Here is a 24,456-nt window from a genome sequence, read left to right as displayed (position 1 = left end):
GGTTTGGGTCGTTTGGGAATGATATGAACGACACAACTCCTGTAGGAGCGAGGCTTGCCCGCGAATGGCCCAACTTGGTCTAGAAGGACAACCGCAGCGCCAACGCCGCCAATGTCACCAACAACACCGGCACCGTCAGCACAATCCCGACTTTGAAGTAATAACCCCAGCCAATCCGAATGCCTTTGCGCTCCAGCACATGCAGCCACAACAACGTCGCCAGACTGCCAATCGGGGTGATTTTCGGCCCGAGGTCGCTGCCGATGACATTGGCGTAAATCATCGCTTCCTTGATCACCCCGCTCGCCTGGCTGGCATCAATCGATAACAGCCCGATCAGCACCGTCGGCAGATTGTTCATGATCGACGACAGCAGCGCCGTCAGCACGCCGGTGCCCAGGGCCGCGCCCCAGATGCCGTGCTCGGCGAAGTTGTTCAGCCATCCAGCGAGATAATCGGTGAGCCCGGCGTTGCGCAAACCGTAGACCACCAGGTACATGCCGAGCGAGAAAATCACGATCTGCCACGGCGCCTCTTTCATCACTTTGCGCGTAGAGATCTTGTGCCCGCGCGCCGCGATCGCCAGCAGCAACGCGGCGCACACCGCAGAAATCGCGCTGATCGGAATGCCCAGCGGTTCCAGGGCGAAGCAGCCGATCAACAGAATCACCAGCACCGCCCAACCAGCGTAAAACGTGGCTTTGTCGTGAATCGCCGTGCTCGGATCTTCCAGTTGTTCGGGGTCGTAGGCCTTGGGAATGTCCTTGCGAAAGAACCACATCAGCATCGCCAACGTGGCGCCGACGCTGACGAAGTTGACCGGGACCATCACCGCCGCGTAGCGGTTGAAGCCGATGTGGAAGAAGTCGGCGGAAACGATGTTCACCAGGTTCGACACCACCAGCGGCAGGCTCGCGGTGTCGGCGATAAACCCGGCGCCCATGACGAATGCCAGGGTCGCGGCTGGCGAGAAGCGCAGCGCCAGCAGCATGGAAATCACGATCGGCGTGAGGATCAGTGCTGCACCGTCGTTGGCAAACAATGCCGACACCAATGCGCCGAGCAGCACCATAAAGGCAAACAGCTTGCGCCCACTGCCCTTGCCCCAGCGCGCCACGTGCAACGCCGCCCAGGCAAAAAACCCGGCTTCGTCGAGCAACAGGCTGATGATGATCAGCGCCACAAAGGTGCCGGTGGCGTTCCAGATGATCTGCCACACCAGCGGAATATCGCTGAGGTGCACCACGCCGAACAGCAGCGCCAATACCGCGCCGAGCACCGCACTCCAGCCAACGCCGAGGCCTTTGGGCTGCCAGATCACCAGGGTTATGGTCAGCAGGAAAATCAACGACGCGGTGAGCATGCGCAAGCAGCCTTGAACAGACAATCGGAAGGAAGGACATCCTACAGAGTGAATGGCCGAGGCGATAATTCCGTGGTGGCGAACAAATATCCTCAGCAACCACAGACAGTTGTGGGAGCAAAGCTTGCTCGCGATCGCGCTGTATCAGGCAACTTTGATGTTGAATACACAGACGCTTTCGCGAGCAAGCTTTGCTCCTACGGATTTTGATCAGACCTTTTTGTGTTGTTCGACCCACTGGCCGTAGGCATTGATGAATTTTTGCAGGAACGGCTTCACCGTTTCCGACAACTTGCCCGCTTCATCGAACGCCGTGCCCGCGCCGCCCAGATACGCTTCCGGTTGCTGCATCAGCGGCACATCGAGAAACACCATCGACTGGCGCAGATGATGGTTGGCGCCGAAACCACCGATGGCGCCCGGCGACACGCTGATCACCGCACCCGGCTTGCCGCTCCAGGCACTCTGGCCGTAGGGGCGCGATCCCACGTCAATCGCGTTCTTCAATGGCGCCGGCACCGAACGGTTGTATTCCGGCGTGACGAAGAGCACTGCGTCGGATGAGCTCACTTGTTGTCGGAAAGTGCTGTAGGCTGCCGGCGGTGAATCGCCATCGATGTCTTCGTTGTAGAGCGGCAAATCGCCGATTTCGACGATGTTCAGCTTCAGATTGGCCGGCGCCAGATCAGCCAGGGCCAGTGCGACCTTGCGATTGATCGACTCTTTTCTCAAGCTGCCGACCACAACGGCGATCGTATAGACGTTGCTCATGGAAGATTCTCGACTGTGCGATGGAAAGGACGTGTAGTTATAAATGACGATTCAAGCAGCGGGCGAGCGAAAATTGCCGCCGCTGACTATTTTTTTCCAGCGGGAAAACTTACATCACTTAACAACGGTCTACAGAACCGCAAATTGAGTGATTTATCTCCAGAGGTTCTAAGCAGATGGCAGCAGTACTGGTCGGTCAGTTTCATGCAAGAGACGCGGAAGGTCGCGTTTATTCCGTGCATGAGTTCCAGGAATCCACCCCGTCGGCAGACGGTGTTGAAGGCTCAGCGCCTGTCACCACCTACAAACTGGCTATCGGCGATCGCATGAAACAGCTCGACGAAAACCGTTTCCAGTTGATCCAGTCGGACATTACCTTGACGCGTGAACCGGATACCTACATCGGTAAACTGCCGGAACCTACCGTCGCTTCATAACCCACTGTTATGAGCAGAAGTCATATGCACGCACTTGAGTTAGGATTCAGCCACTGACTCCCTCACCTGCTGAACATGGACTTCACGCATGCGTTTACGTCATATCGAAGTGATTCAGGCGCTGTTGCAGACCGGTCACCTGGGTACCGCCGCCGAATGGTTGCAGTTGCCGGTGGCCGAGGTCGAAAGCGTGTTGCGCGACGCCGAGGGTCAGTTGGGTTTCATGCTGTTTTCCAGTGTGCGCGGTCGGTTGCAGGCCACGCGCGAGGCGCGGCAACTGCAAGTCGAAATCGCCCACGTCTACCAGGCACTGGAACCGGTGCAACGTCTGGCTGACAGCCTCAAGCAATACCTCGCACCACCGCTGCGCGTCATCGGCACCCCGCCGCTGGCCCAACAATTATTGCCCCACAGCATCGCGGCCCTGCGCCGACGTTTCCCCGATGCGCCGTGCACCCTTCTCAGCCAACCCACCCGCGAGATCGTCCGTAGCCTGTTGCTGCGCGAGAGTGATCTGGGCCTGAGCCTGCACGATCCCGAGCACGCCGACGTCGATTGCCAAGTGATTGCCCAAGGCAAACTGCAATTGCTCGCGCCGCATGGCTGGCTGCAACCCAAACAAAAATACGTGTCAGTGCAGGATCTGGCCGGCCAGTCGATGGTCGGCCTCGACGGCCATGATCCGCTGAGCCCGGCGCTGGAAAGCAAGCTGCAGGCATTGCGCCCGGCGCTGGTGATCCAGACGCGCGTGCAGACGCATCAAATGATGCGCAGCATGGTCGAGGCTGGCGAAGGCTTGGCCATCGTCGACCCGTTTACCGCGCTCGGCGCCAAGTCGTCCGGGCTCGACGTGTGCCCGTTGGCGCCCGCAGTGCCGATCAGCCTCTATGCCTTGACCCTGAAGAACGCCGAGCCCTCGCCCGCCGTTCAGGCATTGCTGGCGATCATCACGGAACAAGCCGTGGCGATGTTGTCGAGCTGAGCGGGTTTTCCAGCGGGTTATCAAACAAGCGATACCAGAACAACGCCACCTCGGCGGTGTTCGGATCGATGCCGCGATAGCGCAAATGGTCGATGCCGCCAATTACGTAGCCACAGCGTTCATAGAGCCGGCAGGCACCGAGGTTGTTGTTCTGGGTTTCGAGCATGATGCCCGGCAACTTCTTCTTGCGACTCCAGAATTGCGCGACATCCAGCAACGCCTTGGCCACGCCGTGGCGCCGCGCCGGAGCGTGCACCGCCAGCTCATCGATGTGCGCAAAGCCGTTCCAATTGGTGCTGATGACCAAGTGGCCGACCGGCTCGTCATCCAGATACGCCATGAAAATCGCGCTGTCGGCGGCATCGCGGAAACTGCTGAACTCTTCCGGGTCGATGCCGTAACACTTGCGATAAGGCGTGATCGGTGTCACCGGCCATTGCGCCACCGGTGTATCGATGGCGGCGCCACCGTAAGCGGCGACTTCGAAACTGAAATCGCTGCCCCAGATGTAAGGCGCAAAACCGTCGTCGGCAACGCGGACCGACAGTCCTGGGTACTTCGGATTCATGACCGGTTGCATGCTGGGAAAGGTCCTCATTCCTTGATGCAATCGACGGTGTAATGCCGTCCATTGCCCTCGTCTTCATGTTGCAATCCGTGCACATCGGCGACAAATCCGGGGAAGCTGCTGTCGAAGGTACGGGCGAATGAAAGGTAATCGATGATCGAGCGGGTCGACTCGGTGAAGCGCTCACCGGGCATGATCAACGGAATGCCCGGCGGATACGGCACCAGCATCACCGCCGCAATGCGCCCATCCAGCGCATCGATCGACACCGCCTCGACCTCGCCGCGCACCAGTTGATCATAGGCGTCGGCGGGTTTCATGGCGATTTCCGGGAGCACGGTGTACATGCGTTTCAGGTGTTTGGCTGTGGCGTTGCTGCGGTAGCAAGCGTGCAGTTGATCACACAGATCGCGCAGGCCCATGCCTTGATACCGCGTCGGGTTCTCTTGCGCGACACACGGCAGGCACGCGCCGAGGCTGACGTTGGCGTCGTAGCTGCGCTTGAATTCGAGCAACTCGGTGAGCAGCGTGCTCCATTTGCCTTTGGTGATGCCCATCGAGAACAGCACCAGGAATGAATACAGGCCCGTCTTCTCGACCACCAACCCGCGTTCCCAGAGGAATTTGCTCACCACCGCCGCCGGAATCCCGCGCTCGCTAAGGGCGCCGCCAGCCGTCAGGCCCGGCATGACCAAGGTGACTTTGATTGGATCAAGCAACACGTAATCATCGGTAACGCCGCCAAAACCATGCCAATCGGCGTCGGGTTGCAGCAGCCAGTCTTCAGTGCTGACGCGATTGATGCCTTCCACCGACGGCGGCTGCCAGATCGAAAACCACCAATCGTCCGCCGCAATGTGCTGGCGCAGATTGGCCAGCGCCCGGCGAAAACTCAGCGCCTCATCGAACATTTCCTGCAGCAGCGAACGTCCGGCCGGGCCTTCCATCATCGCCGACGCGACGTCCAGCGAGGCGATGATGCTGTATTGCGGCGAGGTAGAGATATGCATCATGAACGCTTCGTTGAAGCGATCGCGGTCCAGTTGCCGCGCGCCGCCGTCCTGCACGTGAATCATCGAGGCCTGGCTGAACGCGGCGAGCAATTTGTGCGTGGAATGGGTGGTGAACACCAGCGGGCTGTCTTCGCTGCGCGCGGTGCCCATGCCGTAGCGTCCGGCGAAGAATTCGTGAAACGCCGCATAGGCATACCAGGCTTCGTCGAAATGCAGGACTTCGACGCTGTTGCCGAGTTGCTGTTTGATCAGCTCTGCGTTGTAGCACAGACCGTCGTAGGTCGAGTTGGTCACCACCGCCAGTTTTACTTTAGGCGCGCGGCCCCTGGTCAGCGGACTGGCGTCGATTTTCGCCTGGATCGATTCGCGGCTGAATTCGCTTAACGGAATCGGGCCGATGATCCCCAGTTCATTGCGCTCGGGGCACAGGTACAGCGGAATGGCGCCGGTCATGATGATCGAGTGCAATACCGATTTGTGGCAGTTGCGGTCGACCAGTACCAAGTCATCGCGAGCGACCATCGAATGCCAGACAATCTTGTTCGCGGTCGAGGTGCCGTTAATCACGAAGAAGGTGTGATCGGCGCCGAAATTGCGCGCGGCCCGCGCCTCAGCCTCGGCCAGCGGCCCGGTGTGATCAAGCAGCGAACCGAGCTCCGGGACTGACACCGACAAGTCCGAGCGCAGGGTGTTTTCACCGAAAAACTGATGAAACGCCTGCCCCACCGGGCTCTTGTGATACGCCACGCCACCGCCGTGGCCGGGCGTGTGCCAGGAATAGTTGGAATCGGCGGTGTGCTGCACCAGCGCCTTGAAGAATGGCGGGAGCAAACCGTCAAGATATTTGCGCGCGGCGCGGGCGACCTGGCGGGCGAGAAAAGGCACGGTGTCTTCGAACAGGTAAAGGATGCCGCGCAGTTGGTTAAGCTCGGCCATCGCATCGGCCGGGGCATTTTCCAGAGTGACCTGCTCGCCGAGCGCGAAGATCGGCAAGTCCGGCGCCCGAACGCGCGCCAGACCGATCAATTCGGCCATATTGTGTAACAAATGCGAGTTGGAGCTGGCGTCCTCGGCAGCGATCAACATGCACGAGAGGCCGTGATGGGTCGACGCCACGAGGCGCCCTTCGGCGTAATCCATCGCACTCAAAATGCTGAAGCCTTCCTGCTCCAGCTCCCGCGCGATCCCGCGCACGCGGTCGCCGGCAACCGTGTCGGCCTTGATGTCGCGGTGCACGATCAGCACCGGAAATTTCAAATCTTTGTACATGAGGCTCAGTGTCCTGACGCGGCAGACCGTGGTTTGCCAATTCCATCAGGGTAGAGGGTTGCGGCGAATGTGGCGAGCGCGGATGCCCTGAAGCGGGTCAGGAGCTGCACCATCATGTAGCCAGCACTGTCGGGCGGAAATGCTGAATTGCGGATAGTTACATCCCGTGGTCAGCAGCCCTGAACAGAATCCCGAATTTGAGAAAGAGTTACATCCTGTGGCGAGCGAGCTTGCTCGCGTTGGGTCGCGAAGCGGCCCCCTGCATTTGCCCAATCACACCGCATGTGCAGGATTGGCGACTGCTGCGCAGCCGAGCGCGAGCAAGCTCGCTCGCCACAGGTTTGCGCTAACCTCAGAGCCGGGCTGTGCCTCGGCTAGTTGCTGCCACACCAGTGATCAGAATCCCGAATTTGAGAAAGAGTTACATCCTGTGGCGAGCGAGCTTGCTCGCGCTGGGGCGCGGAGCGGCCCCCTGCATTTCCCCAATCACACCGCATGTGCAGGATCGACGACTGCTGCGCAGCCGAACGCGAGCAAGCTCGCTCGCCACAGGTTTGCCTCAGCCTCAGAGCCGGGCTGTGCCTCGGCTAGTTGCTGCCACACCAGTGATCAGAATCCCGAATTTGAGGAAGGGTGACATCCCGTGGCGAGCGAGCTTGCTCGCGTTGGGTCGCGAAGCGGCCCCTTGCATTCCCACAGTCACACCGCATGTGCAGGATTGGCGACTGCTGCGCAGCCGAGCGCGAGCAAGCTCGCTCGCCACAGGTTCGCCTCAGCCTCAGACCTGGGTTTATGTCTCGGCAAGTTGCTGCCACAGCGTTGATCAGAATCCCAAATTTGAGGAAGAGTTACATCCCGTGGCGAGCGAGCTTGCTCGCGTTGGGTCGCGAAGCGGCCCCCGGCATTTCCCCAATCACACCGCATCCGCAGGATTGACGACTGCTGCGCAGCCGAGCGCGAGCAAGCTCGCTCGCCACAGGTTCGCGTCTGCCCGAACCTGATCTCAGCCTCAAGCCTGGGCTTTTGCTTCGGCGAGTTGCTGCCACAGTGATGGTGCGCCGGCAGACTTGGCGATCGCTTCGAGTCGCGCTACGTGCTGCGCCAGGTCATCTTCATTGGCCGGAATGATCCGCGTGGGTCGGCGATCCACCGGCAAACGGCGGATTTCCGTGGCGGAGTTGTCCGCACCGTCGCCAGAGCCGTTGCCGTCCGATGCATTACCGGCCAGCGACAGGCTGGTCTGGCCGCCGGTCATGGTCAGGTAAACGTCGGCGAGAATCTCGGAGTCGAGCAAGGCGCCGTGCAATTCACGGCCGGAGTTGTCGACGCCGTAACGTTTGCACAAGGCATCGAGGCTGTTGCGCTGACCGGGGTGACGTTCCCGGGCCATCATCAAGGTGTCGAGGATCGAGCAATGCTGGGTGATGTCGGCGCGGTCGTGCTGGCCCATCAGCGCGAATTCGTTGTTGATGAAACCAACGTCGAACGCCGCGTTATGGATGATCAGCTGTGCGCCTTTGATGAATTCGAAAAACTCATCGGCGACTTCATTGAAACGAGGCTTGCCGACCAGGAATTCGTTGGTGATGCCGTGAACGCCGATGGCGCCTTCATCACTTTCGCGGTCCGGTTGCAGGTAAACGTGAAAATGCCGGCCGGTGAGGCGCCGACCGATCAACTCGACACAACCGATTTCGATAATCCGGTGGCCGTCGGTCACCGGCATGCCGGTGGTTTCGGTATCGAGTACAACGGATCTGGTGGCCATCAGTGCTCAGCTCTCAACGGGTCAATCGTGCAAAAGCGGCGATCTTAACATGCTCGCAGGCTCGCTCGTGAAGGCCGCGCCATGCTCGTTCCCATGCTCTGCGTGGGAATGCCTCAAAGGACGCTCCGCGTTCAGCTCTGGATAGGGACGCAGAGCGTTGGAACGATCAACGCTGGATCAATCCTGCTTGTAACCGCGAACTTCGTCGACGCCGCGGTTGGCCAGTTGGTCAGCGCGTTCGTTGCCATGGTGGCCGATGTGGCCGCGTACCCATTTCCAGGTCACGGTGTGGCGGTTGACCTGCTCGTCGAGCAACTTCCACAGATCGGCATTCTTCACCGGCTCTTTCGCCGCCGTTTTCCAGCCGCGTTTTTTCCAGTTGGCCATCCACTCGTTGATGCCCTTCATCACGTACTGCGAATCCGTCACCAGCAGCACGTCGCAGGAACGCTTGAGTTCTTCCAGGCCTTTGATCGCGCCCATCAGCTCCATGCGGTTGTTGGTGGTGTTGGCTTCGCCGCCCCACAATTCCTTTTCGACGCCTTTGCACACCAGCAGAGCGCCCCAGCCGCCGGGGCCGGGGTTGCCTTTGCAGGCGCCATCAGTGAACAGTTCTACGCTATCGCTCATGCCAATCTATCCAGAAAAATGCGGGAAAAATGCGGGAGAAAATCCGCTGGCTCACCGATCCGCGATCGACGATGCCCGAGGCCGGGGTCACCCGACCGGGAAAATAAAGAAGGTTTACGGCTCGATATTGCGACGATTGACCTTGGCCATCGGCAACGGAATCAGTTTGCCCATCGGCTCACGCCGGGCCTGACGCACCGGCCGCAGCCCGACGGCAATCTTGCGCGCGACCAGTAAATAGAAGCCGCCGCCCGACAGTTGCCAGTCACCGGCCTTGCGCTCCCAGCCTGCCAGACGGGCCTGCCATTTGGGCGACGCAAGCGGCGGACGATAGCACCCGAAGCGGCGTTTCTCCAGCGCGAAACCCAGCAGGTTCAGCCAGTCGCCGACCCGCGATGGCGAAATGCAGCGGGCCTTGCGCATCGCGTCATTGGCGAACATATGGCGCAGGCCCCAGGTGCTCCAGGGGTTGATGCCGACGATCACCAGATGCCCGCCGGGTCGCACGCTGCTGGCCGCTTCACGCAGCAAGCCGTGGGGCGACAGGCAAAAATCCAGCCCATGCTGCAACACCACGACGTCAGCGGCATGCTCGCTCAGCGGCCACGCCTGCTCTTCGCAGACAATCTCGACGCCCGGCAACGGCGCACCGAGGCGCACATTGCGCTGCACTTGCGGTGCCGCCGGCGGGGTTTCCGCCGATGGACCGTAATGCACAAGATAGCCGCCGAAGAACCGCCCCAGCTCTTCATCGAGCATGCGTCGTTCTTCATCCAGCAGAAATTGCCCGATCGGGCCGGCCAGCCATTCACGGGCGGCGCTGATCAATGCCAGCCACTCAGGATCGGCCTGAGCGAACGCTTTATCGGTCATTGCATTCTCCAAAGCGCCAGGAAGTTCTAAGATGCGCCAATGTTTTCCGCTTGGCGAATCCGACGATGATACAGATCAGTGCCCTGCCCGCCTTCACCGACAACTACATCTGGTTGTTACAGGACCACCGTACCCAGCGCTGCGCCGTGGTCGATCCGGGCGATGCCGCGCCGGTACAAGCTTGGCTCGCGGCGCATCCGGGCTGGGTGCTCAGCGATATTCTGATCACTCACCATCATCATGACCATGTCGGCGGCGTCCAGCAGCTGAAAAATGCGACCGACGCAAAAGTCTACGGCCCGGCCAGCGAGAATATCCCGGCGCGCGACGTTGCGCTTGAGGACAACGACCGCATCAACGTGCTCGATTGGGAATTCGAGGTGTACGCCGTGCCCGGCCACACCCTCGGCCACATCGCGTTTTATCACCACGGTTTGCTGTTCTGCGGCGACACCCTGTTTGCCGCCGGTTGCGGTCGCCTGTTCGAAGGCACGCCGCAGCAGATGCACACCTCGCTCACGCGTCTGGCGGCGTTGCCCGAAGATACGCTGGTGTATTGCACCCACGAGTACACCTTGAGCAATCTGAAGTTTGCCGCCGCCGTCGAGCCGAACAACCCGGACACCGCCGAACGGCTGGCAAAAGTCAGCGCTCAACGCGAGGCGGGGATCATGACGCTGCCCTCGACTTTGGCCTTGGAAAAGCTCACCAATCCGTTTTTGCGGGTTGACGAAACATCTGTTAAAGAAAAAGTGGACGAACGGAATGGAACCCTGCACGAGGGTCCCACTGCGGTTTTTGCTGCCTTGCGCGCTTGGAAAGACAAGTTCTAAGCGGGCTCCCGGCGGGTCCGATAAATCTGAATGGTTGACCGCAGGGGGTGCGCTTTCTAGAATCGCCCGACATTTTTGCCCGGAACTTACTTCCAGCCAATGTCGTCATCTATTCGTAAAGCCATCAATTCAGACGCATTGACCCGCCTGGCTCAAGCCATCGCGGTGGCTGTGTCCGCCACTCTGGCGGGCTGTTCAAGCCATGTCCCGCAAACCGAAATCACCCATACACCCAACGTTGCCGCTCGCGCCAAACAGAAGCCGATCTGGATCAACGAGAAGCCCACACCACAAATTCCACAGGACGTCTGGGAGCGCATGCGCCAAGGCTTCCAGTTGCAGGACAGCGTCAGCGTCAACCCGCGCATCGAGCAACAGCGCCTGTGGTTCGCCAGTAACCCGTCCTTCCTCGAAAATGCCGGCGAACGCGGCAGTCTCTACATTCACTACATCGTCGAGCGCCTCGAAGAACGCAACATGCCGCTGGAACTGGCGCTGCTGCCAGTGATTGAAAGCGCCTATAACCCGATGGCTTACTCGCGCGCCGACGCAGTGGGCTTGTGGCAGTTCATTCCGTCCACCGGGCGTTATTTCAATCTGCGACAAACCCGTTTCTATGATGGCCGTCGCGATATCACCGCTTCGACCACGGCGGCGATGGATTACCTGACCCGTCTGCACGACATGTTCAACGGTGACTGGTTGCTGGCCCTCGCCGCTTATAACGCGGGCGAAGGCACGGTCAGCCGCGCCATCGAGCGCAACGAGAAGCTCGGCCTGCCGACCGACTACTGGAACCTGCCACTGCCGGCCGAAACCCAGGCTTATGTGCCAAAGTTGCTGGCGCTGTCGCAAGTGGTGCTGGCGCCGGAAGCCTACGGGGTCAACCTCAACCCGATTGCCAACGAACCGTATTTCCAGGTCGTCGAGATCAACCAGCGCATGGACCTGTCGAAGGTTGCTGCGGTGGCCAACATCGACGAAGACGAACTGTTCCAGCTCAACCCGGCCTTCAAGCAGCGCACCACCATCGACGGTCCGCAGCATTTGCTGGTGCCGACGTCCAAGGCGCAACTGCTGACGGCCAGCCTGTCGACCATGCGCCCGGACGAATTGATCAGTCAGCGCTCGCTCAAGCCTGTGTTCGAAGGCGCTGACAGTGCGGAAATCGCCCAGCTCAAACGCGCTTACCGGGTGAAACGTGGTGACAACCTCGGCACCATCGCCAAGGCCAACAAGGTCGATGTGCGGGATTTGCAACGCTGGAACAAGTTGACCGGGAAAAACCTCAAGGTTGGCCAGACCCTGGTCATGCAGGACAAAACCCCGGCCAAGCGCAGTGGTCGCGTCAACACCGTTATCGCGGCGAACAGCAAAACCAAAACCTCCTCCAGAACCTCTTCTACTACTGCCAGCAAATCGCAGCAGACCCAATACAAGGTCAAGCAAGGCGATTCGCTGTATATGGTTGCCAAACGTTTCAACGTTGAAATGCAACACCTCAAGCGCTGGAATCCGCGCGTTGGCCAAGCGCTGAAGCCGGGCCAGATGCTGACGGTGTCGTCGCCACGCTAATAAAGAGCCCCTGAATCCAGGGGCTTTTTTTTACCCAGAATCCGCATCCTATGTAGCAGCTGCCGAGCCTGCGAGGCTGCGTCCGGCTGCGCAGCAGTCGTAAAACCTGACTGCCAAATACCCCTGATACACCGCGTCATCTCGATTCACGACTGCCCCACAGCCGAACGCAGCCTCGCACGCTCGGCAGCTGCTACAGGCCGCCTATCCCCGCAATTAACTACGCATTAAGCCCCTGTCTTTTTCCTGTCGATACAAGCTGTTACTGTACTGGCCACAAAGCCCCAGCCGCCCGGATCTGATTTGACTTGAAGCGTCCCCTCCTCCTGCTCCTGATCAGCATGGCATTGAGCCCCTGTGCGCACGCGACGATCAGCGAAAGCCATGGTTATGCGCAGTTCGGCACGCTCAAGTACCCGGCCAGATTTACCCACTTCGACTGGGTCAACCCGCAAGCGCCCAAGGGCGGTACGTTGCGGGTGATGGCGTTTGGCACCTTCGATACGCTCAACCCCTACACCTTCAAGGGCTCCAGCCCGGTTTCAACACCCAACTTCCTCCAGTACGGCATCAACGAGCTCAACGAACCGTTGATGGTCGGCACCGGCCAGTACGCGCCATCCGGCGATGAGCCGACGTCCAGCTATGGCCTGATCGCGCAATCGGTGGAATACAGCGAGGATCGCAGCTGGGTAGTGTTCAACCTGCGGCCCGAAGCACGCTTCCACGATGGCACGCCGATCACCGCGTACGACGTGGCGTTTTCCTACCGTCTGCTGCTCAAGGAAGGCCATCCGCAGTACCGCACCAATCTTCAGGAAGTGCTGCGGGTCGACATCCTCAATCCGCGGCGGATTCGCTTCGTGTTCAAACGCGCCGGCAATCCGCTGCTGATCCTGCGCCTCGGCGAGTTGCCGGTGCTGCCGCAGCACTACTGGAAAAACCGCGACTTCAAAGCCACCACGTTCGAGCCGCCGCTGGGCAGCGGGCCGTATCGCATCACCGCGGTGCAACCGGGGCGGCAAGTGGTGTTCGAGCGGGTCAAGGATTACTGGGGCAAAGACCTCGCGGTCAATCGCGGCAAGTACAACGTCGACCGCATGCAAGTCGAGTTTTACCGCGACAGCGACGTGGCGTTCGAAGCGTTCAAGGCTGGCGAGTTCGACATCTACATCGAGCATCAGGCAAAAAACTGGGCCAACGGCTACAACTTTCCGGCCGTGCGCCGTGGTGATGTGATCAAGGCGCAAATCGCGCATCAGATCCCGACCCAGAGCCAAGGCCTGTTCATGAACACCCGGCGCCCGACGTTCGCCGAGACCAAAGTCCGCGAAGCGCTGGGGCTGATGTTCGACTTCGAATGGACCAACCGCACGCTGTTCAGCGGCGCCTATAAACGGGCGATGAGTTATTACCCCAACAGCGAATTCTCCGCCAGCGGCCTGCCGGTCGGGCACGAATGGCTGATGCTCAAGCCGTACCGCGAGCAATTGCCGGCCAAGCTGTTCACCGAACCGTTCAGCCTGTCGCAGACTGACGGGCGCGGCATTCCGCGCGAAACCATGCGCAAGGCCTTGGCGCTGCTCGCTGAAGCCGGTTGGAAGCTCAACGGCCAGCGCGTGCAGAACGCCGCCGGGCGGCCGTTACGGTTCGAGATCCTGCTGGTCAACCCGAACCTCGAACGGATCCTTCAGCCATACGTTGAGAACCTCGCGAGCATCGGCATCGACGCGCGGCTGCGCACGGTTGATCGCGCGCAATACAAACAGCGCCTCGACCAGTTCGATTTCGACATGATCCTGCTCACGCTCAACCAGACCCTCAGCCCCGGACTGGAGCAGTGGCAGTATTTCCATTCCAGTCAGGTCGGGGTCAAGGGCAGCAAAAACTACGCAGGCATCGCCAACCCGGTGGTCGATCACCTGCTCGAACAATTGCTCGGCGCGCAAACTCGCGACGAACAGGTCGCCGCCGGCAAAGCGCTCGACCGCGTACTGCTGTGGCAGCACTACAGCATTCCCAACTGGTACCTCAATTATCATCGCCTGGCCTACCGCAATCGGCTGGCTTTCGTCACCACGCCGCCCTACACCCTGGGCCTGTCCGCGTGGTGGCTGAAATCTTCGGAGAAAGATCAATGAAACCCGTACGCGCCCTGCTCTTGCAGGCCAGCGGTCTGTTGTTCGCCGGGCTGGCCTGCGCCGCCCCGCAACATGCCCTGACCCTGTACAACGAGCCGCCGAAATACCCGGCCAACTTCAAGCACTTCGACTTCGTCAACCCCGATGCGCCCAAGGGCGGGATCTTCCGCCAGGCCGGTCTCGGCGGTTTCGACAGCCTCAACCCGTTCATCAGCAAAGGCGTGCCGGCCAGCGACATCGACCTGATCTACGACACCCTGACCCGCCACAGCCTCGACGAACCGTTCACCGAATACGGGCTGATCGCAGGCAAAATCGAGAAAGACCCGGAAAACAGCTGGGTGCGTTTTTACCTGCGCCCCGAAGCACGCTTCAACGACGGCCATCCGGTGCGCGCCGAAGACGTTGTGTTCAGTTTCCAGACCCTGGTCAAGGACGGCGCGCCGCTGTATCGCGGTTACTACAACGACGTTGCCGACGTGGTGGCCGAAGACCCGCTGACCGTAGTGTTCAAGTTCAAGCACAGCAATAACCGCGAACTGCCGCTGATCCTCGGCCAGATCCCGGTGCTGCCGAAACACTGGTGGGCGACGCGCGACTTCAACAAGGGCAACCTCGAAATGCCGCTCGGCAGTGGCCCGTACAAGGTCAGCGAAGTGAAGGCCGGGCGTTCGGTGCGCTACGAGCGGGTCAAGGATTACTGGGGCAAAGACCTGCCGGTCAATCGCGGTTTCTATAACTTTGACGTGATGACCACGGACTATTACCGCGACAACACCGTGGCCCTGGAAGCGCTCAAGGCCGGGCAGTTCGATTACTGGCTAGAGATGACCGCGAAGAATTGGGCCAACGCCTACAACATTCCGGCGGTGACCGAGGGCCGGTTGATCAAGGAACAGATTCCCAACGGCAACCCGACCGGCATGCAAGGCTTCGTCTTCAACCTGCGCCGTGAGGCGTTCCAGGATGTGCGCGTGCGTCAGGCGCTGACGCTGCTGCTGGATTTCGAGTGGACCAACAAGCAACTGTTCAACGGCGCCTACGCGCGCACGCGCAGTTACTTCGAGAACTCGGAAATGGCCGCGACCGGCCTGCCGGATGCCGATCAATTGGCGATCCTCGATCCGTTTCGCGGCAAGATCCCCGAGCAAGTGTTTAGCGAAGCGTTCCAGAACCCGATGACCGACGCCAGCGGCATGATTCGCAACCAGCAACGCAAGGCCTATCAACTGCTGCAAGAGGCTGGCTGGCGCATCGTCGACGACAAAATGGTCGACACCCACGGCAAACCGGTGACCATCGAATTCCTCTTGGCGCAGACCGATTTTGAACGGGTGCTGCTACCGTTCAAGCGCAACCTCAGCGATCTCGGCATCGACATGGTGATCCGCCGCGTCGATGTTTCGCAGTACGTCAACCGCGTGCGTTCGCGCGACTTCGACATGATTGTCGGCAGCTTTCCGCAGTCCAGCTCGCCGGGCAACGAGCAGCGCGAATTCTGGATGTCCGCCGCCGCCGATAAACCCGGCAGCCGCAATACCATGGGTTTGAAAGACCCGGCGGTTGACCAGTTGGTCGAACAACTGATCAACGCCGATTCACGCAAAAGTCTGGTGGCCCACGCCCGCGCGCTCGACCGTGTGCTGCAATGGGGTTATTACGTGATCCCCAACTGGCACATCAAGACCTGGCGCGTGGCTTACTGGAACCACATCGGTCACCCCACAACCTCGCCCAAGTACGACGTCGGCATCAACACCTGGTGGATCAAGCCTGACGCGGCGCCAGCGGTAGAAGTCGAATCGAAACTGCAAGCCGACCCTGCGGGCACGGAGTAATCAGATGCTGGCGTATATTTTTCGGCGACTGCTGCTGATCATCCCGACCTTGTTCGGCATCTTGCTGATCAACTTCGTGATCATCCAGGCCGCCCCCGGTGGTCCGGTGGAACAGATGATCGCCAAGCTCGAAGGCTTCGACGGCGCCACCAGCCGCATCGCTGGCGGCGGCGCCGAAGTGTCGGTGGCCGGGTCGTCCTATCGCGGTGGCCAGGGCCTTGACCCGGCGTTGGTCAAGGAAATCGAGCACATGTACGGCTTCGACAAATCGGCGCCGGAACGCTTGTGGATCATGATCAAGAACTACGCGACCCTGGATTTCGGCGACAGCTTCTTCCGCGACGCCAAGGTTATCGACCTGATCAAGGAAAAGATGCCGGTGTCGATCTCGCTCGGGCTCTGGAGCACGCTGATCATGTACCTGGTGTCGATCCCGCTGGGGATCGCCAAAGCCACGCGCCACGGCAGCCATTTCGATGTCTGGACCAGTTCGCTGATCATCGTCGGCTACGCGATCCCGGCGTTCCTGTTCGCGATTCTGCTGATCGTGTTGTTCGCCGGCGGCAGTTACTTCGACTGGTTCCCGTTACGCGGCTTGACCTCGAACAACTTCGCCGAGCTGAGCATGGGCGGCAAAGTCCTCGACTACTTCTGGCACTTGGCATTGCCAGTGACCGCGCTGGTGATTGGCAACTTCGCGACCATGACCCTGCTGACGAAAAACAGCTTTCTCGATGAAATCAACAAACAGTACGTGGTCACCGCCAAAGCCAAGGGCCTGACCCATCACAAAGTGCTGTACGGCCACGTGTTCCGCAACGCGATGCTGTTGGTGATCGCCGGTTTCCCCTCGGCGTTTATCGGGATTTTCTTCACCGGTTCGCTGCTGGTCGAAGTGATTTTCTCCCTCGATGGCCTCGGCCTGATGAGTTTTGAAGCGGCGATCAACCGCGATTACCCGGTGGTGTTCGGCACGCTGTTTATCTTCACGTTATTGGGGCTGGTGGTGAAATTGATCGGCGACCTCACCTACACCCTGGTCGATCCTCGGATCGACTTCGAACATCGGGAGCATTGAGATGAACCTGTCCCCGCTCAATCGCCGACGTTTCGAACTGTTCAAAGCCAACAAGCGCGGCTGGTGGTCGCTGTGGCTGTTTCTGATCCTGTTTGGCGCCAGCCTCGGCGCCGAATTGATCGCCAACGACAAACCGCTGGTGGTGCATTACGACGACGGCTGGTATTTCCCGGCGCTCAAGCGTTATCCGGAAACCACCTTCGGCGGCGAATTTCCGCTCGAGGCCAATTACAAGAGCCCGTACATCCGCGAATTGCTCAAAGCCAAGGACGCGTGGGTGTTGTGGGCGCCGATTCCCTACAGCTACCAGAGCATCAACTACGACCTGAAAGTCCCGGCCCCGGCGCCGCCCTCGGCAGATAACCTGCTGGGCACCGACGATCAGGGCCGTGACGTGCTGGCGCGGGTGATTTACGGCTTCCGTGTGTCGGTGCTGTTTGCGCTGACGCTGACCATTCTGAGCTCGATCATCGGTGTGATCGCCGGCGCGTTGCAGGGGTTTTATGGCGGTTGGGTCGATCTCGCCGGGCAGCGCTTTCTCGAGATCTGGTCCGGGCTGCCGGTGTTGTACCTGCTGATCATTCTCGCCAGTTTCGTCCAGCCGAACTTCTGGTGGCTGCTGGGGATCATGCTGTTGTTCTCGTGGATGAGCCTGGTGGACGTGGTCCGCGCCGAGTTCCTGCGCGGGCGCAACCTCGAATACGTGCGCGCCGCCCGGGCGCTGGGCATGCAGAATGGCGCGATCATGTTCCGCCACATCCTGCCCAACGCGATGGTCTCGACCATGACGTTTATGCCGTTCATCCTCACCGGCGCCATCGGCACGCTCACTGCGCTGGATTTCCTCGGTTTCGGTTTGCCGGCCGGCAGCCCGTCGCTGGGTGAACTGGTGGCTCAGGGCAAATCCAATCTGCAAGCGCCCTGGCTGGGCATGAGCGCGTTTGCGGTGCTGGCGCTGATGTTGAGTTTGCTGGTGTTTATCGGCGAGTCCGCTCGCGATGCCTTCGACCCGAGGAAGTGAAATGAATCAGGACAATCTGATCGAAGTGCGCGACCTCGCCGTCGAATTCGTCGTCGGCGAGCGCGTGCAGCGAGTGGTCGAAGGCGTCAGTTTCGATATCAAACACGGCGAAACCCTGGCCCTGGTCGGCGAAAGCGGCTCCGGCAAATCGGTGACCGCGCACTCGATCCTGCGCCTGCTGCCCTACCCGCTCGCGCGCCATCCGTCTGGCACCATCGAATACGCGGGGCAGGATTTGCTCAGCCTGAAAGAGAAAACCATCCGGCATATTCGCGGCAACCGCATCGCGATGATTTTCCAGGAGCCGATGACTTCGCTGAATCCGCTGCACTCGATCGAGAAGCAGATCAACGAGGTGCTCGGCATTCACAAGGGTCTGACCGGCAAAGTGGCGAGCCGGCGCACGCTGGAGTTGCTGGAGATGGTCGGCATTCCCGAGCCGCACAAGCGCCTCAAGGCATTGCCGCATGAGTTGTCCGGCGGCCAACGGCAGCGGGTGATGATCGCCATGGCCTTGGCCAACGAGCCGGAATTGCTGATTGCCGACGAACCGACCACTGCGCTGGACGTGACCGTTCAGCTGAAAATCCTCGAATTGCTCAAGGAATTGCAGTCGCGCCTGGGCATGGCGTTGTTACTGATCAGTCACGATTTGAACCTTGTGCGAAGAATTGCGCATCGCGTATGTGTCATGCAGCGCGGTTGCATCGTCGAACAGGCATCGTGCGCAGAGTTGTTCCGCGCGCCGCAGCATCCGTACACTCGGGAACTGCTGGCAGCGGAGCCCAGCGGCAAGCCGGCGACCAATGAAATCGGCCCGCCGTTGCTGCAGGTCGACGACTTGAAAGTCTGGTTTCCGATCAAGAAAGGCTTTCTGAAAACCACGGTTGATCACATCAAAGCGGTGGACGGGATCAATTTCAGCCTGCCGCAGGGGCAGACGCTGGGGATTGTCGGGGAAAGCGGTTCCGGCAAATCGACGCTCGGTCTGGCGATTTTGCGTTTGATCGGCAGCAAGGGCGGCATCCGTTTTGAGGGCAAGCAGCTAGACTGCCTGACGCAGAACGAGATTCGGCCGTTGCGCCGGGAGATGCAGGTGGTCTTTCAGGACCCGTTCGGCAGCCTGAGCCCGCGCATGTGCGTGAGCCAGATCGTCGGCGAAGGCCTGCGAATTCACAAGATGGGCACCGAGGCGGAACAGGAACAAGCGATTATTGCGGCATTGAAGGAGGTAGGCCTGGACCCGGAAACCCGGAACCGATACCCCCACGAATTTTCCGGCGGGCAGCGGCAGAGAATCGCCATTGCCCGGGCATTAGTGCTAAAACCGGCGTTGATCCTGCTCGACGAGCCGACTTCGGCCCTCGACCGCACGGTGCAACGCCAAGTGGTGGAGCTTTTGCGTTCACTGCAAACCAAGTACAACCTGACGTATCTGTTTATCAGCCATGACCTGGCTGTCGTCAAGGCGCTGAGCCACCAGCTGATGGTGGTCAAGCATGGCCAAGTGGTCGAACAGGGTGACGCGCAAAGTATCTTTGCCGCCCCCCAACATCCGTATACACAGCAGTTGCTGGAAGCCGCTTTCCTGGCACCAGCCACTGCGCAATAACCTGAAAGAGAGGAGCAACACATGGGTTTTCTCGCCGGTAAGCGCGTACTGATCGTCGGTGTCGCCAGCAAGCTGTCCATCGCATCCGGCATCGCTGCCGCCATGCATCGCGAGGGCGCTGAGCTTGCCTTCACTTATCAGAACGACAAACTGAAAGGTCGTGTTGAAGAATTCGCACAAGGCTGGGGCTCGAGCCCTGAGCTGTGCTTCCCGTGCGACGTGGCCAGCGATGAAGAAATCGCCAAGGTCTTCGAAGAGTTGAGCAAGAAGTGGGATGGCCTGGACGTGATCGTTCACTCCGTCGGCTTCGCCCCGGGCGACCAACTGGACGGCGACTTCACTGAAGCCACCACCCGTGAAGGTTTCCGCATCGCTCACGACATCAGCGCCTACAGCTTCGTGGCCCTGGCCAAGGCTGGCCGCGAAATGATGAAGGGCCGCAACGGCAGCCTGCTGACCCTGTCGTACCTGGGCGCCGAGCGCACCATGCCGAACTACAACGTAATGGGCATGGCCAAGGCTTCGCTGGAAGCTGGCGTACGTTACCTGGCCGGCTCCCTGGGCCCGGACGGCACCCGCGTCAACGCCGTATCGGCTGGCCCGATCCGCACCCTCGCCGCTTCCGGTATCAAGAACTTCCGCAAGATGCTGGCCGCCAACGAAGCGCAAACCCCGCTGCGTCGCAACGTCACCATCGACGAAGTCGGCAACGCCGGCGCCTTCCTGTGCTCGGACCTGGCGTCCGGCATCAGCGGCGAAATCATGTACGTCGACGGCGGCTTCAACACCACCGCCATGGGCAACATCGAAGAGTAATCTTCGGTTAACCCCCGAAAAAACCCGCCGCGATGGCGGGTTTTTTTATGCCCGGGATTTGGGGTTGGACACAAATTCTCTAAACACAAAAACCCCTGTAGGAGCTGAGCTTGCTCGCGAAAGCGGTGGGTCAGGCGATGTCATGTGTCCTGACCCACCGCCATCGCGAGCAGGCTCACTCCTACAGGGGATTTGCGGGTGGAACACAGATTTTCCGAACACCAGAAATCCCTGTGGGAGCTGAGCTTGCTCGCGATGGCGGTGGGTCAGGCGATATAAATCCAGACTGATAGACCGCCATCGCGAGCAGGCTCACTCCTACAGGGGATTTGCGGTTGGACACAGATTTTCCGAACACCAAAAATCCCTGTGGGAGCTGAGCTTGCTCGCGATGGCGGTGGGTCAGGTGACATCAATATCGCCTGACACACCCCTACCCACTGCGCAGTCGACCTGGCGGCTGATCGCCCGCAACAACCCGCTAACAGTGCGATGCAGCGCCGGGTGAAATTCGATCTGGCGAATGCTGAAGCGAATGTCATAGGCGCGGTGCACCGTGGCGTTGCGCTCGTCGAGCATCTCCTCAAGCCGTGCACGGATGGCGTTGACATCCACCGCGCTGGCACCCGTCAGCAGCGCGGCGAATTCATCGCCGCCCATGCGTCCGACCACATCACTTTCACGAAACGCGATGCGCAACACGTCAGCAAACGTCTTCAACGCATCATCACCTTCCGCGCGACCATACAACTGGTTGATGTGTTGAAAGTGATCGAGATCGAAAGACAACAAGGTCGCCGGTTTGCCCAAGTCCAGACAGGCATCCAGGCCCATTTGCGCCAAGGCCTCGAAGCCGTGGCAATTGGGCAAAAGAGTCAATTCATCAAGGCTGGCGACCTGCACCGCCGTCAGCTCCTGCTCGGCTTTTCGCGCTAGATCGCGCAGCAATTCACGCTCCCGCAAAGCAGTATCCGGCCCGTGCACGGCATCTGCGAAAGTGCCCGGTTTGATCGGTTTGCCTGGAAGCAGCATGTGTCACTCCTGTGGAGGGTATGTGCGTTAGAGGCGCACATACCCGGTTTGACTCCTTTTTAGCCCGCCGTTGGTCAGATGCCCGCCACCGGGCACGGTCCTCCGGCATCCGCCCACAGTTTGAACTGCGTGACAAATATGTCGTGCGGCACCGGCACCGGCGCCCGATTACCGCCGGGATTCCAACCCCAGAGCACCAGTTTGTCGTCGCTGACGTGCTTGATCAGCGCGGCGAAATCGCGGTCACCGTTGCTCGACCGGTCCTTGATCATCGCGCAGAGTTTGTCCGCAGGCAGGCCGATCCAGGCCATTTTGTGCGCGGCGGGCGGCAGGCTCCAGTGCGGCGCACCCGGCGGCGCGTGCGGGCCGTAACTGGCCGGCGGATTGCTCTCCGCGTGGCACGTCGCACACGGCAAACCGGCGGCGCCCTTGCCGTCCATGCCGCGCACCACGTTCATCGCGTGAGGAATACCGGCGTCGAATTGCAACGGCGAATCGCCGGGGATATGGCAGTTCTGGCAGCGCGGACTTTGGAAGACCTTCTGCACCGTTTCGAAGGCCTTCAATGCCGCCGGGTCTTCGGCAAACAAATCCGAGGCATAACCGGCCAGACCGACCATAACCACCGCGCCCAGCATCAAATGTCGTTTCATCTCACACCCCCGACAACTGCAGCGGCAATTCGCGCAGGCGTTGCCCGGTCAAGGCAAACAACGCATTGGCCACCGCTGGCGCCATCGGTGGCACGCCGGCCTCGCCGATGCCGCCGGGTTTTTCGCTGCTGGGCACGATGTGCACCTCGACCACCGGCATTTCGTTGAGCCGCAGCACCTGATAATCGTGATAGTTGGACTGCACCACCGCACCATCCTTGAGCGTCAGTTTGCTGTGCAGCGCGAAACTGAGGCCGAACGCGACGCAGGACTCCATCTGCGCGGCGATGCTCTGCGGGTTGACCGCGATGCCGCAATCCACCGCACAGACCACGCGATGCACGCGAATTTTCAGGTTGTCCTGCGACACTTCGGCGACATGTGCGACGTAGCTGCCGAACGATTCATGCACCGCCACGCCCAACGCGTGGCCATCCGGCAGCGGCGCACTCCAATTGGCTTTCTCCACCGCCAGATTCAGCACACCGAGGTGGCGCGGATGCTCCTTGAGCAGGGCTCGTCGGTATTCCACCGGGTCCTTGCCGGCGGCTTCGGCCATTTCGTCGATCAGCGATTCCATGACAAAACCGGTGTGCGTGTGCCCCACCGAACGCAGCCACAGCACGTTGATGCCGGTTTTCGGCGAATGCAGCTCGACGTGATGGTTGGCCAGTTTCGCCAGGTAAGGGCTGTCGGCCACACCCTCGACCGAGGTCTTGTCGACGCCATCCTTGACCATCATCGGGGCGAACGCCGTGCCGTCCATGATCGACTGCCCGACCAGCACATGTTTCCACGCCAGCGGCAGGCCATCGGCATCGAGGCCAATGTTGGCCTGATGCAGAAACATCGAGCGGTAATAGCCGCCGCGAATGTCATCCTCGCGCGCCCACACCGTTTTCACCGGCATGCCCGCAGCCTTGGCCACTTGCACCGCTTCGGCGACAAAGTCCGAAGTCGGATTGGCCCGCCGACCGAAACCGCCGCCGAGGAATTCGGTGTGAATTTCCACTTGTTCGGGTTTCAGCCCAGTGATCTGCCCGGCAATCATTTGATCCAGCGTCTGAAACTGCGTGCCGGTCCAGATCTCGCATTTGTCGGCGCTGATTTTCACCGTGCAGTTGAGCGGTTCCATCGGCGCGTGGGCGAGGTACGGCACGCTGTATTCGACGTCGATGGTTTTCGCCGCCGTCTTCAACGTCGCCACGGCGTCCCCGGCCTGGCTGGCAGACATGCCGGGCGTGGTCGCGAGTTGGCGGAAACTTTCGAGCAGTTTGAGGCTGTCGAGCCCGGCGTTCGGCCCCAAGTCCCAATCGATTTTCAGCGCATCGCGGCCCAGTTTCGCCGCCCAATAATGCTCGGCGATCACCGCCACACCGGTCGGCACTTGCAGCACTTTATGCACGCCCGGTATGGCCAGGGCCTCGGCGCCCTCGAAGGATTTGACGCTGCCGCCGAACACTGGCGAACGCGCGACCATCGCAGTCATCAGGCCGTCGAATTGCACGTCCATGCCGAACTTGGCGCGGCCGGTAATTTTCTCCGGGGTGTCGAGGCGCGGGGTCGGTTTGCCGATGATTTTCCAATCCTTGGCGTCCTTGAATTTGATCGACGCCGGGTCCGGCACTGGCAACTTGCCGGCGTCATCCGCCAGCTCGCCGTAGGTCGCGCGGTGCTCACCGGCAATCACCACGCCGGGCTCGGTGCGGATCTGCGACGGAGCTACGTTGAAGCGTTTCGCGGCGGCGTCGATCAACATCAAGCGCGCCGCAGCGCCGGCCTGGCGGTAGCGGTCGAACTCCATCCAGGTTGAGGTCGAGCCGCCGGTGATCTGCATGCCGCCAAAACCGGCCAAGCCGTAATCCTTGGCCGAGGCTGGCGAGTGTTCGACGCGAATTTTCGACCAGTCGGCGTCCAGTTCTTCGGCGATCAGCATGGTCAGGCCGGTCCAGATGCCCTGGCCCATTTCCGAGTGGCCGAGCAGCATGGTCACGCTGTTGTCGCTGGCGATGCGCAGGAAGGCGTTGGGCGCGAAAACGTTGCCCTGATTCTCCGCGCCGAGGGCAAAACGGTGGGCGCCGGGGATGACAAACGCCACCACCAGACCGCCGCCAAGCATGGCGCTGCCCTTGAGAAAGTTGCGCCGTGAAACCGGGTTGAGGCTATTCATGGTCATTGCGATG

20 protein-coding genes are annotated in these 24,456 nt (G+C 60.4%); 10 read left to right on the top strand and 10 right to left on the bottom strand.

The window, feature by feature from the left end; translation table 11 throughout:
• Nucleotides 1-79: 79 nt before the first annotated feature.
• Together FBY12_RS02610 and FBY12_RS02600 are read right to left on the bottom strand one after the other, a co-directional pair.
• The gene (locus FBY12_RS02610; protein ID WP_145250857.1) at nt 80-1,363 is read right to left on the bottom strand and encodes an arsenic transporter; all 1,284 of its coding nucleotides are present in this window, start codon (nt 1,361-1,363) and stop codon (nt 80-82) included.
• 210 nt (nt 1,364-1,573) lie between these two features.
• Nucleotides 1,574-2,134 carry an NADPH-dependent FMN reductase gene (locus FBY12_RS02600; protein WP_092269522.1) on the bottom strand — a complete coding sequence of 187 codons (561 nt, stop codon included), beginning with the start codon at nt 2,132-2,134 and terminating at the stop codon, nt 1,574-1,576.
• Between the two features lie 176 nt (nt 2,135-2,310).
• Between FBY12_RS02600 and FBY12_RS02595 the strand changes: the two genes are divergently transcribed.
• Both FBY12_RS02595 and FBY12_RS02590 read left to right on the top strand, forming a co-directional pair.
• On the top strand, nt 2,311-2,571 hold the full coding sequence (locus tag FBY12_RS02595) for a hypothetical protein (protein ID WP_121733848.1): 261 nt from the start codon (nt 2,311-2,313) through the stop codon (nt 2,569-2,571).
• A gap of 88 nt (nt 2,572-2,659) precedes the next feature.
• Entirely contained in the window at nt 2,660-3,553 is an 894-nt protein-coding gene (locus FBY12_RS02590; protein WP_145250851.1) for a LysR substrate-binding domain-containing protein, read from the top strand.
• On the opposite strand, the gene FBY12_RS02585 is transcribed toward FBY12_RS02590, so the two are convergent.
• The 5 genes from FBY12_RS02585 to FBY12_RS02565 all read right to left on the bottom strand — a co-directional run bounded on the left by FBY12_RS02585 (nt 3,519) and on the right by FBY12_RS02565 (nt 9,674).
• Complete coding sequence (locus FBY12_RS02585) at nt 3,519-4,133, bottom strand: GNAT family N-acetyltransferase (RefSeq protein WP_145250848.1); 615 nt, start codon at nt 4,131-4,133, stop codon at nt 3,519-3,521. The genes FBY12_RS02590 and FBY12_RS02585 overlap by 35 nt on opposite strands.
• Before the next feature lie 14 nt (nt 4,134-4,147).
• On the bottom strand, nt 4,148-6,403 hold the full coding sequence (locus FBY12_RS02580; protein WP_145250845.1) for an Orn/Lys/Arg decarboxylase N-terminal domain-containing protein: 2,256 nt from the start codon (nt 6,401-6,403) through the stop codon (nt 4,148-4,150).
• Nucleotides 6,404-7,412: 1,009 nt separating this feature from the next.
• Nucleotides 7,413-8,171, bottom strand: a complete 759-nt coding sequence (gene dnaQ, locus FBY12_RS02575) for a DNA polymerase III subunit epsilon (RefSeq protein ID WP_145250842.1) — start codon at nt 8,169-8,171, stop codon at nt 7,413-7,415.
• Between the two features lie 177 nt (nt 8,172-8,348).
• Nucleotides 8,349-8,801: a ribonuclease HI gene (gene rnhA, locus FBY12_RS02570; RefSeq protein ID WP_054047533.1), complete on the bottom strand. Its 453-nt coding sequence runs from the start codon at nt 8,799-8,801 to the stop codon at nt 8,349-8,351.
• A gap of 114 nt (nt 8,802-8,915) precedes the next feature.
• A complete protein-coding gene (locus FBY12_RS02565; RefSeq protein ID WP_092269539.1) occupies nt 8,916-9,674 on the bottom strand; it encodes a class I SAM-dependent methyltransferase in 759 nt (252 codons plus the stop codon).
• A gap of 65 nt (nt 9,675-9,739) precedes the next feature.
• On the opposite strand from FBY12_RS02565, the gene gloB reads away from it, so the two are divergent.
• From gloB to fabI, 8 genes are all read left to right on the top strand, one after another.
• Entirely contained in the window at nt 9,740-10,507 is a 768-nt protein-coding gene (gloB, locus tag FBY12_RS02560; protein ID WP_145250839.1) for a hydroxyacylglutathione hydrolase, read from the top strand.
• Between the two features lie 99 nt (nt 10,508-10,606).
• Complete coding sequence (locus tag FBY12_RS02555; RefSeq protein WP_145250836.1) at nt 10,607-12,082, top strand: transglycosylase SLT domain-containing protein; 1,476 nt, start codon at nt 10,607-10,609, stop codon at nt 12,080-12,082.
• 341 nt (nt 12,083-12,423) lie between these two features.
• Nucleotides 12,424-14,223: an extracellular solute-binding protein gene (locus FBY12_RS02550; RefSeq protein ID WP_178111729.1), complete on the top strand. Its 1,800-nt coding sequence runs from the start codon at nt 12,424-12,426 to the stop codon at nt 14,221-14,223.
• On the top strand, nt 14,220-16,061 hold the full coding sequence (locus FBY12_RS02545) for an extracellular solute-binding protein (protein ID WP_145250830.1): 1,842 nt from the start codon (nt 14,220-14,222) through the stop codon (nt 16,059-16,061). The genes FBY12_RS02550 and FBY12_RS02545 overlap by 4 nt, the downstream gene beginning before the upstream one ends.
• A 4-nt stretch (nt 16,062-16,065) precedes the next feature.
• Nucleotides 16,066-17,139 (top strand): microcin C ABC transporter permease YejB, encoded by a 1,074-nt coding sequence (locus tag FBY12_RS02540; protein ID WP_092269551.1) that lies wholly within the window; start codon nt 16,066-16,068, stop codon nt 17,137-17,139.
• A gap of 1 nt (nt 17,140) precedes the next feature.
• A complete protein-coding gene (locus FBY12_RS02535) occupies nt 17,141-18,160 on the top strand; it encodes an ABC transporter permease (RefSeq protein WP_092269554.1) in 1,020 nt (339 codons plus the stop codon).
• Between the two features lies 1 nt (nt 18,161).
• Nucleotides 18,162-19,772: an ABC transporter ATP-binding protein gene (locus FBY12_RS02530; RefSeq protein WP_145250827.1), complete on the top strand. Its 1,611-nt coding sequence runs from the start codon at nt 18,162-18,164 to the stop codon at nt 19,770-19,772.
• Nucleotides 19,773-19,793: 21 nt separating this feature from the next.
• Nucleotides 19,794-20,588, top strand: coding sequence for an enoyl-ACP reductase FabI (gene fabI / locus FBY12_RS02525; RefSeq protein WP_121733857.1), 795 nt, complete (start codon nt 19,794-19,796; stop codon nt 20,586-20,588).
• Nucleotides 20,589-20,990: 402 nt separating this feature from the next.
• Here the strand turns inward: fabI and FBY12_RS02515 are convergent, their stop codons facing one another.
• From FBY12_RS02515 to FBY12_RS02505, 3 genes are all read right to left on the bottom strand, one after another.
• The gene (locus FBY12_RS02515) at nt 20,991-21,620 is read right to left on the bottom strand and encodes a GGDEF domain-containing protein (protein WP_145250824.1); all 630 of its coding nucleotides are present in this window, start codon (nt 21,618-21,620) and stop codon (nt 20,991-20,993) included.
• Nucleotides 21,621-21,694: 74 nt separating this feature from the next.
• Nucleotides 21,695-22,273 (bottom strand): hypothetical protein, encoded by a 579-nt coding sequence (locus FBY12_RS02510; RefSeq protein WP_092269572.1) that lies wholly within the window; start codon nt 22,271-22,273, stop codon nt 21,695-21,697.
• A 1-nt stretch (nt 22,274) separates the two neighbouring features.
• Complete coding sequence (locus tag FBY12_RS02505; protein ID WP_145252294.1) at nt 22,275-24,443, bottom strand: xanthine dehydrogenase family protein molybdopterin-binding subunit; 2,169 nt, start codon at nt 24,441-24,443, stop codon at nt 22,275-22,277.
• Nucleotides 24,444-24,456: the final 13 nt, after the last annotated feature.

It is taken from the genome of Pseudomonas sp. SJZ131 (assembly GCF_007828705.1).
In the GTDB taxonomy this organism is placed as follows: domain Bacteria; phylum Pseudomonadota; class Gammaproteobacteria; order Pseudomonadales; family Pseudomonadaceae; genus Aquipseudomonas; species Aquipseudomonas prosekii.
The sequence above is the reverse complement of the archived record's forward strand: the minus strand, read 5'-3'. Positions and strand labels throughout refer to the sequence as shown.

Coding starts and splice junctions, on each gene's coding strand:
- FBY12_RS02550 (WP_178111729.1), top strand. CDS start 12,424: ATGGCATTGAGCCCCTGTGCGCACGCGACGATCAGCGAAAGCCATGGT.
- FBY12_RS02515 (WP_145250824.1), bottom strand. CDS start 21,620: ATGCTGCTTCCAGGCAAACCGATCAAACCGGGCACTTTCGCAGATGCC.
- FBY12_RS02535 (WP_092269554.1), top strand. CDS start 17,141: ATGAACCTGTCCCCGCTCAATCGCCGACGTTTCGAACTGTTCAAAGCC.
- FBY12_RS02555 (WP_145250836.1), top strand. CDS start 10,607: ATGTCGTCATCTATTCGTAAAGCCATCAATTCAGACGCATTGACCCGC.
- rnhA (WP_054047533.1), bottom strand. CDS start 8,801: ATGAGCGATAGCGTAGAACTGTTCACTGATGGCGCCTGCAAAGGCAAC.
- FBY12_RS02545 (WP_145250830.1), top strand. CDS start 14,220: ATGAAACCCGTACGCGCCCTGCTCTTGCAGGCCAGCGGTCTGTTGTTC.
- fabI (WP_121733857.1), top strand. CDS start 19,794: ATGGGTTTTCTCGCCGGTAAGCGCGTACTGATCGTCGGTGTCGCCAGC.
- FBY12_RS02505 (WP_145252294.1), bottom strand. CDS start 24,443: ATGAATAGCCTCAACCCGGTTTCACGGCGCAACTTTCTCAAGGGCAGC.
- FBY12_RS02580 (WP_145250845.1), bottom strand. CDS start 6,403: ATGTACAAAGATTTGAAATTTCCGGTGCTGATCGTGCACCGCGACATC.
- FBY12_RS02610 (WP_145250857.1), bottom strand. CDS start 1,363: ATGCTCACCGCGTCGTTGATTTTCCTGCTGACCATAACCCTGGTGATC.
- FBY12_RS02530 (WP_145250827.1), top strand. CDS start 18,162: ATGAATCAGGACAATCTGATCGAAGTGCGCGACCTCGCCGTCGAATTC.
- FBY12_RS02565 (WP_092269539.1), bottom strand. CDS start 9,674: ATGACCGATAAAGCGTTCGCTCAGGCCGATCCTGAGTGGCTGGCATTG.
- FBY12_RS02510 (WP_092269572.1), bottom strand. CDS start 22,273: ATGAAACGACATTTGATGCTGGGCGCGGTGGTTATGGTCGGTCTGGCC.
- FBY12_RS02540 (WP_092269551.1), top strand. CDS start 16,066: ATGCTGGCGTATATTTTTCGGCGACTGCTGCTGATCATCCCGACCTTG.
- dnaQ (WP_145250842.1), bottom strand. CDS start 8,171: ATGGCCACCAGATCCGTTGTACTCGATACCGAAACCACCGGCATGCCG.
- FBY12_RS02600 (WP_092269522.1), bottom strand. CDS start 2,134: ATGAGCAACGTCTATACGATCGCCGTTGTGGTCGGCAGCTTGAGAAAA.
- FBY12_RS02595 (WP_121733848.1), top strand. CDS start 2,311: ATGGCAGCAGTACTGGTCGGTCAGTTTCATGCAAGAGACGCGGAAGGT.
- FBY12_RS02590 (WP_145250851.1), top strand. CDS start 2,660: ATGCGTTTACGTCATATCGAAGTGATTCAGGCGCTGTTGCAGACCGGT.
- FBY12_RS02585 (WP_145250848.1), bottom strand. CDS start 4,133: ATGCAACCGGTCATGAATCCGAAGTACCCAGGACTGTCGGTCCGCGTT.
- gloB (WP_145250839.1), top strand. CDS start 9,740: ATGATACAGATCAGTGCCCTGCCCGCCTTCACCGACAACTACATCTGG.